The sequence below is a fragment of the Pseudoflavonifractor capillosus genome (assembly GCF_016899775.1).
Lineage (GTDB): Bacteria > Bacillota > Clostridia > Oscillospirales > Oscillospiraceae > Lawsonibacter.
Genome location: NZ_JACJJE010000016.1, coordinates 52,271 through 64,444 on the forward strand (window position 1 = coordinate 52,271; position 12,174 = coordinate 64,444).

At 62.6% G+C, this 12,174-nt stretch carries 8 protein-coding genes, 1 other RNA gene and 1 riboswitch; of the genes, 6 read left to right on the forward strand and 3 right to left on the reverse strand.

Annotated features, from left to right (window positions below):
* Positions 1 to 248: 248 nt before the first annotated feature.
* Positions 249 to 680 (forward strand): DUF6291 domain-containing protein, encoded by a 432-nt coding sequence (locus H6B31_RS07050; protein WP_204897909.1) that lies wholly within the window; start codon positions 249 to 251, stop codon positions 678 to 680.
* Between the two features lie 44 nt (positions 681 to 724).
* On the opposite strand, the gene H6B31_RS07055 is transcribed toward H6B31_RS07050, so the two are convergent.
* The 3 genes from H6B31_RS07055 to rnpB form a co-directional block, all read right to left on the reverse strand.
* The gene (locus tag H6B31_RS07055; protein WP_204897910.1) at positions 725 to 2,632 is read right to left on the reverse strand and encodes a carbohydrate-binding domain-containing protein; all 1,908 of its coding nucleotides are present in this window, start codon (positions 2,630 to 2,632) and stop codon (positions 725 to 727) included.
* A 129-nt stretch (positions 2,633 to 2,761) separates the two neighbouring features.
* Entirely contained in the window at positions 2,762 to 3,766 is a 1,005-nt protein-coding gene (mgtE, locus tag H6B31_RS07060) for a magnesium transporter (RefSeq protein ID WP_204897911.1), read from the reverse strand.
* Positions 3,767 to 4,094: 328 nt separating this feature from the next.
* Positions 4,095 to 4,254, reverse strand: a riboswitch (M-box (ykoK) riboswitch).
* A 361-nt stretch (positions 4,255 to 4,615) separates the two neighbouring features.
* Positions 4,616 to 4,971, reverse strand: an RNA gene (rnpB, locus tag H6B31_RS07065) — RNase P RNA component class A.
* Between the two features lie 165 nt (positions 4,972 to 5,136).
* On the opposite strand from rnpB, the gene H6B31_RS07070 reads away from it, so the two are divergent.
* The 5 genes from H6B31_RS07070 to H6B31_RS07090 all read left to right on the forward strand — a co-directional run bounded on the left by H6B31_RS07070 (position 5,137) and on the right by H6B31_RS07090 (position 11,633).
* Positions 5,137 to 5,895, forward strand: coding sequence for a hypothetical protein (locus H6B31_RS07070; protein ID WP_204897912.1), 759 nt, complete (start codon positions 5,137 to 5,139; stop codon positions 5,893 to 5,895).
* Between the two features lie 220 nt (positions 5,896 to 6,115).
* Positions 6,116 to 7,498: a UDP-N-acetylmuramoyl-L-alanine--D-glutamate ligase gene (murD, locus tag H6B31_RS07075; protein ID WP_204897913.1), complete on the forward strand. Its 1,383-nt coding sequence runs from the start codon at positions 6,116 to 6,118 to the stop codon at positions 7,496 to 7,498.
* Between the two features lie 856 nt (positions 7,499 to 8,354).
* Positions 8,355 to 9,392, forward strand: coding sequence for a zinc-binding metallopeptidase family protein (locus tag H6B31_RS07080; RefSeq protein WP_243418897.1), 1,038 nt, complete (start codon positions 8,355 to 8,357; stop codon positions 9,390 to 9,392).
* Positions 9,389 to 10,414: a M42 family metallopeptidase gene (locus H6B31_RS07085; RefSeq protein ID WP_204897915.1), complete on the forward strand. Its 1,026-nt coding sequence runs from the start codon at positions 9,389 to 9,391 to the stop codon at positions 10,412 to 10,414. Before H6B31_RS07080 ends, H6B31_RS07085 begins: the two co-directional genes overlap by 4 nt.
* A 220-nt stretch (positions 10,415 to 10,634) precedes the next feature.
* The gene (locus tag H6B31_RS07090) at positions 10,635 to 11,633 is read left to right on the forward strand and encodes a M42 family metallopeptidase (RefSeq protein WP_204897916.1); all 999 of its coding nucleotides are present in this window, start codon (positions 10,635 to 10,637) and stop codon (positions 11,631 to 11,633) included.
* Positions 11,634 to 12,174 lie beyond the last annotated feature (541 nt).

The following is a 12,174-nucleotide window of genomic DNA, read 5'->3' on the forward strand; positions in this document are numbered from 1 at the left end:
TCCGGTCTGGGGTCTGGGGCGGAAGCGGACGCAGAAAAATTCCTCTTTTTCCGCTCTCTCAGCCGCCCAGGGCGCGGCACTGTTACTATAACAGTGACAATGACAATAACACTGACATTAACATGTAACTGTAACTGTAACTGTAACTGTTACTGTGACTGTTACTGTTACTATAACGGAGCCCTAGTTGTACGGGAATGTGCCACAAAACGCCCCCTTTTCCCGGAGGGTAGAAGGAGGCGAAAGCTTTGAGCAATCGAAAACGAGGGTTCGTTTTTTATTTTGACAATATTCTGGCGGTGGAGAGCCTGCCGCCGGACCAGCGCGGGTGGCTGCTGTCCGCCCTGTGCTCCTACGCGGACCGGGTGTGGCAGGACACCTCCGTGGGCATCGAGGAGGTCCTGGACCTGTACCCCCAGCTGTCCCAGCAGGCCTCGGTGGCCTGCCGCTTTCTGGCGGCCGGGGTGCTGCGGGACACCCAGAAGTGGCTCGCCCAGCAGGAGCTGCGCACCCGCCGCCGGGAGCAGCAGGGGAGAGCGCCCCTCGCCGCCCGGCCGGCCTCGCCCGCCCAGGACAGCGCCCAGTCCCTGGAGCGCTACCGCCAGGACGTGGAGCTGGCCTGCCGGGTTTTGGAGGAGAGCCGGAGGGAGGACGAGGCCCTCTCGGCGCAGAGCCCCTGAAAAATCATGGGCGCGCCTGACGGCGCGCCCACGTTGTATCCTGATTATTCTGGAATGGTGAAGGTGAACTGACTGCCCCCCGTATAGCTGTCATCCCCGGACATGGCGATGGTCAGCTGATAGGTGCCCGGATCGGTGGGCAGGATGGCCGCGATAGCCTCATCCCCGTCGGAGAGGAGGCAAGAGGCGGCGTAGTTCTCCGAGGGCACGTCGGTGATGGTCAGCTGCACGTGGCTGCTGTCCACCTCCTGGCTGGCCTGGATGTTGGAGAGGGAGACCGCCCCGTCCTCACCCACAGACAGGTCGGCGGTGAAGGACACCGATGTTTTCGTGCCGTCCTGGGCGCTGTCGGTGATTCCGGAGAAGCTGTGGACCCCGTCGGAGAGGGTGAAGAGGGTGGAGGCCTCGCCGGAAGCGGCCTCCGTTCCGCCGGCTCCGGGGTCTCCGCGGCCGGATTGGCCATTATCCTGGGGCGGTTCCTCCTGTCCCTCCGGAGGTGTTGCGGCCTCACCTGTGCCGCCGTCAGGGCGGTCGGGCTGGCTGTTCTGCATCTCCAGCAGCCCCTCCAGCCAGGTGCGGATGTCGTCGGGCACATCCTGGGCGCTGGAGAGCCAGCTCTCCAGGCCGTCGGGAATTTCCATCATATTTCCGCCGGGGCCGCCGCCCATTCCGCCGGGCGCGCCGCCGAAGCCGCCGGACTGGTGGCCGGTGTACTCCTGGGTCACGCCATCCACGGTGAGGGTGTAGTCCACATCCTGCTTCAGGTCGGCGGAGGAGAAGGTGAGGGACTGGGCGGCCTTCTCCGTGGTGAAGGTGAGCAGACCGTTCCCGTCGGCGTCGGCCAGGACGATCTCACTGCCGGCGGGCAGGGTGGAGGCGAAGGAGAGCTCCATAAACTCCTGCTGGGAGTCCTCCGACACCGCGTCGTTCCGGGTGCCCAGGGCCACCACATAGCCGCCGTTGAGGAGGATGTCCCCGTCGGCGTCCAGGCCGCCGTCGCCGCTGCGCTCGTTGGCCGTGGAGTAGACGTTGCCGCCGTTGATGACCAGATGGCCGTTGGAGTCGATGCCGTCCCCCTCGGCCCCCAGGCCGGCGTTGATCTGGAGGGTGCCGCCGTTGATGGTGGTGACGGATACCCCGTCCTCGTTGGTGTTGATGCCGTCGTTCTGGGCGCGGATGTTGATGACGCCCCCGTTGATGGTCAGGTGGAGCTCGCTGTCCAGGCCCTCGTTGTCCCCGTCGATGTTGAGGACCCCGGTGCCCTCGCTCTCGCCGCCGATGTTCATGGACATCTTGGAGTAGAAGGCCCCGTCGTACTTGTGGAGCTTGTCGGTGGTGCCCTCCTCATAGATGCGGGCCACATGGGAGCCGGTGAAGGTGTTCTCCGACCCGTCGGCCAGGACCACGTTGATGCCCGCCGCCACGGTGTCCACCGTGGGGGCGGCGGTCTCCTCGTCCGTGCTGCCGCACTCATAGACGTTGTAGACCATAAAGGCGGGGGCCACCGTGTAGGTGACGTCTACGCCGTCCAGGATCACCGTGACCACGGCGGAGGGGTCGTCCTGGGCGTCCTCCCCCAGGTCCACCGCCAGCTGGCCCTGGGTCAGCTCCCCGGACACCCGGTAGGTGCCCGCCTCCCGGATGGTGCCCACCAGATGGGCGTCCGCCTCGTCGGCGGAGTGCTCCTCCTCGGCAGTGCCCTCCCCGTAGTCGGAGCCCTGGCCCTCCTGGTAGTAGACGATGTCATGGCTGAGGGTGACCGCGCCGTCCTCTCCCTCCGAAAGAACCTGGCCGTCCAGGGTGACCTGATCCTGGGACAGGACCAGGTCCTGCTCCTCTCCGCCGGAGCTCTCACTGCCGGTCTGGGCTGTATTTGAGCCGCAGGCGGCCAGGGTGAGCGCCAGGGCCGCGGCGGCGGACAGCGATAGTGCGCGCTGCTTGACGGTATGCATAGCAAAACTCCTCTCTGATGAGAATGGCACTATCCTATCAGACGGACCTGAAGGCAGTCTGAAAAAGTGGTAAAGAAATCGTGGACAGAGGATGAAGTGCTTACATCCGCGGGCGGAGCTGAATGGGGTTCAGATGGCCAGCAGCAGGACCGCGATGCGGAAGTAGACCAGCAGGGAGACGGCGTCGGCGATGGTGGTGATCAGGGGGCTGGCCATGACGGCGGGGTCCATCCCCAGCCGGCTGGCGGCGATGGGCAGCAGGCAGCCCAGCAGCTTGGAGGAGACTACCGTGACAATGAGGGTCAGGCTGACCACCAGGGCGACGGCGGTTCCAACCTGGCTGAAGAGGGTCAGCCGGGCCAGGTTGACCAGAGCCAGGGTCACGCCGCACAGCACCCCCACCTGGAGCTCCTTCCAGGAGGCTCTCCACCAGTCGCCAAACCGAAGCTCCCCCAGAGAGAGGCTTCGGATGACGGTGACCGAGGACTGGCTGCCGCAGTTGCCTCCGGTGTCCATGAGCATGGGAATGAAGGCGGTGAGGGCAACCTGGGCGGCCAGGGCGTCCTCAAAATAGGTGATGATAGCTCCGGTGAAGGAGGCGGAGATCATCAGCAGCAGGAGCCACACCACCCGGTGCCGGTACAGGTCCAGGACCCGGGTGAGGAGATAGGGACGCTCCGAGGGCTGGATGGCGGCCATGCGCTCCATATCCTCGGTGGCCTCCTCCTTGAGAACGCCCAGGGCGTCCTCGGCGGTGAAGGTGCCCACCAGACGCCCCGACCCATCGGCCACGGGCAGCTCGGACACCTCCAGCTGATCCAGAAGGGCGGCGGCCCGCTCCTGGTCCTCCTGGGGAGCCAGGACGGCCTTCGGCGCCCCCGCGGCCTGGTCCAGCCGGGCCCTCTCCGGCAGAGTCAGCAGGGTGCGGACGGTGAGCAGGCCCAGCAGGAGCCCCTCCTCGTCCACCACATAGCAGTTGGTCAAAAAGTCCTGGGGGATGCCCACCTGGCGCAGACGGGCCAGGGCCTCCCGGGCGGTCATCCGGGGGGAGAGGACCAGGGGCTGACGGGACATGACGGCCGCCACCGTATCCTGGGCGGCAGGCGCAGTGTACAGAATGTTGTTCTTCATCATGGGAATTTCCTCCTTGTCGTCGAAGTCCGGCAGAGCCGGCGGTCAAAGACAGGGAGGTCCGGTCGATTCGAGCAGGGCTGTGAAACCCGGGCAGGCCGGAAAAGAGGGGGGAGCTGCCGCCTTCCGCCGCTTCAGGCGGACCCTCCGGCGCGCCTTCCGCGTCCCGCTCCATGGACGCGGAGGGTGTGGGGCCATATTCGTCTTCCGGGACCTCGGCTGCCGCTGTCCATGGAACTCACCTCACTTTGTTTTGATTTGGAAGGGCCCGGAAAAAAAGAGACACGCGAAGCTGCGGCGGCAGTCTCGCGTGTCTTTGTTCTCTCAAAACACATGGGCCGCCGTCCGAGCTTTAGCATCACAGGGCGGTGAAGCCACATTAGAGCCTGCCTTGCATTCGACAGGCCCTGTTCAAACCAGCGCAGGATGTCTCCATCCTTTTGCGGCAGCGGCCCATATCCCTGTGGTAGCCTTACCTACCGGGTCCGCGGTCAGTATACCACGGCGTCAAACACCGTGTCAAGAAAATTTTTCTTCTGCTTTTATGGGAATATTTCCTGCATTTTCTGAAAAAAGGGGGGGATTTATTCCCCTTTTTCAGCCCCGTACGGAGCGCCCCGAAGAGCGCCGCCCTCCGGGGGAGCGTCCGCCCGCAGTTCCCATGCCTGTCCCAGAAGGCATTGTTCCCTGCGGGAAAAAATGAAGGAGGAGGGCGGCGCATCCGTCAAAAAATACCGCTGCTTTTACGCCGCACCGAGGCGCGGCGGCCCCCGGCTGAGTTCAGGCGGATTCTGCTCCGCAGAGATTTTTTAACAGATTGAGGGGATACGCGCCGAAACGCGTATCCCCTCTGGTACAAGCGGGCCTGTAAGCCGGGTTCTGTCTTTTAAGACAGCCATCTATCTCGACGCGCTGTTGCCAACGCGCTCAAGCCGCCTCCCCGGGACGGCCGGGCCGGCCTATGCGTCCCTCCACGGCGTTGCTCCGGATAGAGTTTACAGCGATGGGCGCTTTCACACGCCATCGGGTGAGCTCTTACCTCACCTTTCCACCTTTGCCGCCCCATGGCGGGGCGGTAGTCTATTTCTGTTGCACTTTTCCTAGGGTCGCCCCCGGCGGGTGTTACCCGTTATCCCTGCCCTGTGGAGCCCGGACTTTCCTCACAGACGGGCCTTTCGCCCCGCCTGCGCGGCTGTCCAGCCCGCTTGCGCCCTCTATCATACCGGAAAACCGGTCGGTTGTCAAATAAAAGCCATAAATCAGAATCGATGCAGTGGGTAGGACATTGATTGTTTGAGGCGGAAAAGTCTGCTATACTTAGGTCAGAAGACGAAACAGCAGATCGAAATTGGAACTTGGAGAGGACAGAGCGGATGGAACAAAACAAAACGGAAGCCAGGAAATTTGATTTCAAGAAAGCGCAGCGGGAATTGATCCGCAAAGAACTGCGACCTATCCTGTACAAACATGGATTTGTCTTGTGCGGTCCGACCGCATATATCAGAGAGCGCGGCGGCCTGCTGCAAGAATTTTATTTCAAGGTCGAGGTCAGTAAGCTGCGCCCCTGGGTAAGCTATCGCCCAGTATTTGATGCGCGGCGCGTCTGGAACTTTGGCTCTGATGGGCAGGGCGGCGGAAAAGAGGAATCCTATAGAGGGTTTCGCTGGTGTTATCTCAAACACTGGTATTCAGAGGACGATGCGCTGAAAGAAAAAGATTACCAGCGCCAGTTTCTCCCCAAATTTGAAGCGTTAAAAAGTAGTATCGTAAACGGCCTGCTGCCCGAGATGGACGCGATGCGTTCACTGGATGATTTTATACAGCTTTACGAGTCGTGTGGGAAACTGTTTGGAGAACCGATCCGCAACTACGATATATCCGACACATATTTTCCATTTATATCCGGTGTACATGGGGCCTCGGGGAAAAAACGGATGGAATTGATCCTTTCAGAAATGGGCAGAACTTGGCTGCCTACCCTTCCCAAAATCGTAAGAGAATATTTGGAGTCGCATATGGACGGGATGGATACGGACGGCGAGGCCGATCGGATCTTCCACGAATACTGCAATAAAGTACGAATGGCATATAAACTTCATGGTGCTGATGGATCAGCGGCTCAAACCGAATGATGTATCAGCCGTCCATCGGCGGCCGGCGAAAGCAGCAAGTCTGAAAAAGATTTGCTACAATCAACTTTCCTTTTTATCCGGGAAACCCAACTGGCTGTTCTTTTTGAAAGGGGAGGGGGCTTTCTTTCAGAGGGTGGAAAGAATTGAATTTTTCCCGCCGCTATGGTAATATATTAACCAGGTAAGAATTCACTGGAACGGAATGGAAGGAGGGGGCGTTATGTCCACCATCAAAGAGTATCTGTCCGAGCTCAGCGGCCGGCGGGTCACCGTCATCGGCATGGGGGTAAGTAACATCCCGCTCATTAAAATGCTTCTGCGGGCCGGGGTGGAAGTCACTGTCCGGGACCGCTCGCCCCGGGAGCGGCTGGCCGAGCAGGCCCAGGAGCTGGAGAGCCTGGGGGCACAGCTGATCTTGGGGGAGGACTACCTGAAGGACCTCCCGGAGGAGCTGATCTTCCGCACCCCGGGCCTGAGTCCCAACACCCCGGAGCTGCTGGATGCCGTCCAGCGGGGGGCCGCTCTCAGTTCGGAGATGGAGGTGTTTTTCCAGACCTGCCCCGGGCGGCTCATCGGCGTCACCGGGAGCGACGGAAAGACCACTACCACCACCATCATCGCCGAGTTTTTAAAAGAGGCGGGGAAGAACGTGTATGTGGGGGGAAACATCGGCAGGCCCCTGCTGGCCGACGTGGCCGACATGGTGGAGGAGGACTATGCCGTGCTGGAGCTGTCCTCCTTCCAGCTGATGACCATGGACCAGAGCCCCCATATCGCCGTGGTCACCAACATAAGCCCCAACCACCTGGACTACCACCACACCATGGAGGAGTATGTCCAGGCCAAGAAAAATATTTTCCTCCACCAGAGCCCTGAGGACCGGCTGATTTTAAACTTTGACAACCCAGGGGCGCGGAGCATGGCGTCGGAGGCGGTGTGCCCCGTCACCTGGTTCAGCCGGAAGTGGCAGTTGGACGAGGGGGTTTACCTCCGGGACGAGGCCATCTGGCTCACCAACGAGCAGGGCAGCCGGGAGGTGCTTCCCCTGGATCTCATCCAGCTCCCCGGCGACCACAACATTGAAAACTATATGGCCGCCATCGCCGCCGTGGACGGCATCGTCCCCGACAAGTGCGTCCGGGCGGTGGCCCTGCGCTTCCAGGGGGTGGAGCACCGGATCGAGTTCGTCCGGGAGCTGGACGGGGTGCGCTGGTACAACGACTCCATCGGTACCAGCCCCACCCGCACCACCGCCTGCCTGGAGTCCTTCCCCCAGAAGGTCATTCTGATTGCCGGCGGATATGACAAGGGAGTTCCCTTTACCCAGCTTGGCCTGGAGATCGTGGACCGGGTGAAGACCCTGGTCCTCACCGGGGACACCGCCCCCGCCATCCGCCAGGCGGTGGAGGAGGCGCCCGGATACGGGCCCCACACCCCCGACATCTTCATGGCCGGGGATCTGGCCGGGTCGGTAAAAGAGGCAAAGGCCGCCGCCCAGCCGGGGGACATCGTGGTCCTCTCGCCAGCCTGCGCCGCCTTTGACCGGTTCAAAAACTTTATGGAGCGGGGGCAGGTGTTTAAGCAGCTGGTGAAGGAGCTTTGATTTGGCAGGGTTCCGCCCTGCGGGGTGGGGTCCTTTCGCCCGGGCAGCGCTCCTGTTTTGCAGGAGGTTTCGCCGCCTGCGGGCGGCGAGCTTCTTTCTGGATGCCCAGAAAGAAGCCAAAGAGGCACCAGGGGGCCGCTCAGGATGGGCGCTCACGCGCCCATATTCGCGCCCCCCTGGACCCCATTCACGGGGGACCCTCCTGAGAAGTTCCCAGATACTTCCGGCGCGCAAAATCTGAGTGACGTTCCGCAATTCAATCCGGGCCCACTGGGGCCCTAGATTGGCAAAAAATCGTTGCCGCTGCCATTCAACTTCTGCGCCTGGGTTTGCCGAGCCATCGTTTTCGGTGCGAATCCTGGCGGGCGCGTGCCATGCGCCGTTACTGGTTTCCGGTGGAGGGGGAAAGGACGGCTATCAGCCGCACGACACGGAGGCTTCCGTAGCCTGGGAACCGTGGGCGGCACACTGGGCCGCCCCTGCGGGGATCGGAAATCGTCTCCGGATACGCCGTCCCTCTGAGCCGCACTTGAGCCCCACCACGCCAAAAGGCGCGCTATCCACCAGGAGAAGCATGACCCGAAGGTTACCGAGACCTCAGCGGCAGCGGTAATAGAATGAAAACCAATCGACTGAGCCACCCGCGCCTTTGCGTTGACTGCCAAGGCTGTCTAATTGGGACCCTCGTAAAACGGGGGTTCAGGGGACCGTGAATATGGGCGCGAAGGGCCCATCTGAACGGCCCCCTGGCGGCTTTTTGGTTTCTTTTTGGCCGTCCAAAAAGAAACTCGCCGCCCGCAGGCGGCGAAACTCTCCCGCGATAAAAAACAGACGCAAACAAGGAGGAACCAATTCCTTGAACTACCCGGAAACATTAAAACAATTATGCTCCATCCCCGCCCCCAGCGGCTTTGAAACTCCCGCCGCCCAGGCGGCCCTGGAGTTGCTCCGCCCCCTGGTGGACGAGGCGTGGATCGACAAGATGGGCAGCGTGGTGGGGGTCCGCCGCTGCGGAAAAGAGGGGGCCAGGAAACTGCTCCTGGACGCCCACCTGGACGAGATCGGCTTTATCGTCACCGGCCATCAGGACGGCTTTCTCCGCTTCGCCCCTCTGGGCGGAGTGGACCCCCGGATGCTCCCCGACCGGGAGCTGACCATCCTCACCGATCCCCCCACCTACGGGGTGGTGGCCTGTCTGCCCCCCCACATCCAGAGCCGGGAGGACATGGACCGCGCCCTGCCCATCCAGGACCTGTATCTTGACACCGGACTCTCCCAGGAGGAGGCCCAGCGCCGCATCCCCGTGGGCACCCCCGCCGTCTACCGCACCGGCTGCCGGACTTTGGGGGACAAGCTCCTATGCGGCAAGGCCCTGGACGACCGGGCCTGCTTCGCCGTCCTGCTGGATGCGGCGGAGCAGTTGAAGGACACAGCGCTGGACGTGGACCTGTATATCCTGGGCAGCACTCAGGAGGAGACCCACAGTACCGGAGCCATCACCGCCGCCTACGGCCTGGCTCCGGATTTCTGCGTGGCGGTGGACGTAACCCACGGGGATTCCCCAGACGCGTCCAAGGAGAAGACCTTTCCCCTGGGAAAAGGGCCGGTGATCGGCCTGGGCCCCAACTGCACCAAGTGGATGGCCAGACGGATGGAACAGAGAGCCCGGGAGTTGGAGTTGCCCGTTCAGTACGAGGTGATGGCCGGCTCCTCGGGCACCAACGGCTGGCCCATGCAGATCATCCGGGAGGGCATCGCCACGGCGGTGCTGTCCGTCCCCCTGCGGTATATGCACACCCCCATTGAGACCGTCCACGGAGACGACCTGACCAACACCGCAAAGCTGCTGGCCGCCTTTGTGCGCGGGCTAGGAGAGGAGGCGGAGGCCCTGTGATTGAGACATTAAAGACCCTGTGCGCCCTGAACGGCGTCTCCGGGGACGAGGATGCGGTGCGGGACTATCTCCGCACTCAGGCGGAGCCCTATGCCGACGCCATCCGCACCGACGCCCTGGGCAATCTGATCGTGTTCAAGCGGGGCAGGAGGGCCACGGGGAGTAAGGTGCTCCTGTGCGCCCACATGGACGAGGTGGGCCTCATCGTCACCCGAGCCACCGAGGACGGTTTTTTGAAATTTGACTTTGTGGGCGGCGTGGACCGCCGGGTGGTGCTGGGCAAGCCGGTGGAGCTGGGAGTGGACCGAGTCCCTGGAATTGTGGGGATGAAGGCCATCCACATGCTCACGGCGGAGGAGCGGAAGAAGGTCCCCAAGACCGACTCCCTCTATCTGGACATCGGAGCCGCCAGCAGGGAGGAGGCCCTGTCCAAGGTTCCCCTGGGCACCTACGGCGCCTTTGTGGGGGAGCCGGAGGAGCTGGGGGACGGCTTCCTCAAGTCCAAGGCCATCGACGACCGGGTGGGCTGCGCCATTCTGCTGGAGCTGCTGAAGGAGGACCTGCCCCTGGACGTGACCTTCGCCTTCACCGCCCAGGAGGAGGTGGGCACCCGGGGGGCCTTTGGAGCTGCCTTCTCGGTCACGCCGGAGATCGCCCTGGTGCTGGAGACCACCACCGCCGCCGACCTTCCCGAGATCGAGGGGGCCCGGCGGGTGTGCGCCCCTGGGAAGGGGCCGGTGATCTCCTACATGGACGGGGGGACCATCTACGATCGGAAGCTGTTTGAGACCCTGCGCCGCCTGGCGGAGGAGGGGAGTATCCCCTGGCAGACCAAGGAGTATATCGCCGGGGGCAACGACGCCCGGACCATCCAGCGCTCCAAGGCCGGGGTGCGGGTGGCGGCCATCTCCGCCGCCGTGCGCTATCTCCACGCCCCCGCCAGCGTGGGGAGTATCGGGGATTTTGGGCAGATGCTCACCCTGACTCGGGCCTTTTTGGAGCACGCGGCCCAATTCCTGTGACGAATGGAACGCGGGCGGATGATATCCGCCCCTACCCACGGTACGTTTTTGAACTCCGTAGGGGAGGGGCTGAAGGTGAATCGGCCGAAGGCCGAGAGAGGCCACCCTGGGGTGTGCCCCTCCCGCCGGATTTCGGTAGGGCGCGGCCTCCTGGACGCGCCGCACCATGTCTTGACACTTTCGGCACATTTTCTGAATCTCACAAAGGAGCAGTTTCTTCATGGAACTTTTTGAATTGATTCAAACCTTGGCCTCCGCCCACGGCCCCTCCGGCAATGAGGGGGGCATCCGGGAGGCCATCCAAAAGCTGGCCGCCCCCTATGGCGGGGAGGCCTCCACCGACACTATGGGCAATCTCACCATCCACAAGCCGGGCCCCGGCCCCAAGGTGATGCTGTGCGCCCACATGGACTCCATCGGCTTCATCGTCACCCACATTGAAAAGGAGGGCTTCCTCCGGGTGGGCAAGCTGGGAGGCGTCGCCCCCCAGGAGATTTTGTACACCCCCGTCCGCTTCCAGAACGGCGTGCGGGGCGTGGTGGTAAAGGAGGAGAAGGCCTCCTTTTCCAAGCTGAAGCTGGACGAGTGTTATGTGGACATCGGAGCCAGGGATGAGGCCCAGGCCCGGGAGATGGTCCAGATCGGCGACACCGCCGTCTACGACACCCCTACGTTTTCCAGCGGAGGGAAAGTGATTTCCCCTTACCTGGATAACCGGGTCTCCTGCGCCATTCTCCTCCAGGTGCTGGAGAAGCTGTCGGAGGACTGTCCCAACGATCTCTACTTCGTCTTCTCCACCCAGGAGGAGGTGGGGCTGCGGGGCTCCAAAACCGCCGCCTATGCCATCGAGCCCGACTACGCCCTGGCAGTGGATGTCACCGACGTGGACGACACCCCCGGCACAGAGCGGTGCGGCACCGTTCAGCTGGGCAGAGGAGCGGCCATCAAGCTGATGGACCACTCCGTCATCTGCACCCCTGATATTGTGAAGGATTTAGACTTTACAGCTCAGGAGCGAGGCATCACCTTCCAACGGGACATTTTACGCGCCGGGGGCACCGACGCGGGAGCCATCCATGTGAGCCGTACCGGGGTCAAAACGGGCGGCGTGTCTGTGCCCTGCCGGTATATCCATACGCCGGTGGAGATGGTTGATCTTTCTGATGTGCAGGCGTGTGTGGAGCTGGTCTCGGCTTTTGTGCAAAAGAAATTGTCTTAAATTAAAGCAGGGGGATTTCGCCGCCTGCGGGCGGCGAGTTACTTTGCCCGCGGCGGCAAAGTAACCAAAACGCCACCGGGGACGCGTCCGATGGGCACTTCGTGCCCATAGGACCGCCACCCTACCCCCTCTGTCGCTTCGCGACATCTCCCCCTGACAGGGGGAGTCGGCCCCGGACCCCATTACGGGGGACACACTCCTGAAAAGTTCAGCAGAATTTCCGGCGCGAAAAAAGGGAATGGCCTCCGCGATTCCTCCCGGGCCACTGGGCCCTGGCCTTGCAAAAATTTCCGCTGGTGCGGTTCCATTTGTGCGCCTGGGTTTGCCGAGCTAACGGCGGCGGTCCGAATCCTGCGCCTCCTAGACCTTCCCCCAGGGGGGAAGGTGGCTGGCCGCCAGGCCAGACGGATGAGGGGGCAGATTTCGGACCTCTTGTAGGGGCGGCACCATGTAGCCGCTCGGAAACGCCCCGCTTACGGTTTCCTTGTAGGGGCGGGTGCCCCCACCCGCCCCTACAAGGAAACCGTAAGCGGGGCGTTTC

What these genes read in the sequence shown, in the direction of transcription:
- H6B31_RS07055 (WP_204897910.1), bottom strand. Translation starts at nt 2,632, where the DNA reads ATGCATACCGTCAAGCAGCGCGCACTATCGCTGTCCGCCGCCGCGGCC.
- H6B31_RS07070 (WP_204897912.1), top strand. Translation starts at nt 5,137, where the DNA reads ATGGAACAAAACAAAACGGAAGCCAGGAAATTTGATTTCAAGAAAGCG.
- mgtE (WP_204897911.1), bottom strand. Translation starts at nt 3,766, where the DNA reads ATGATGAAGAACAACATTCTGTACACTGCGCCTGCCGCCCAGGATACG.
- H6B31_RS07090 (WP_204897916.1), top strand. Translation starts at nt 10,635, where the DNA reads ATGGAACTTTTTGAATTGATTCAAACCTTGGCCTCCGCCCACGGCCCC.
- murD (WP_204897913.1), top strand. Translation starts at nt 6,116, where the DNA reads ATGTCCACCATCAAAGAGTATCTGTCCGAGCTCAGCGGCCGGCGGGTC.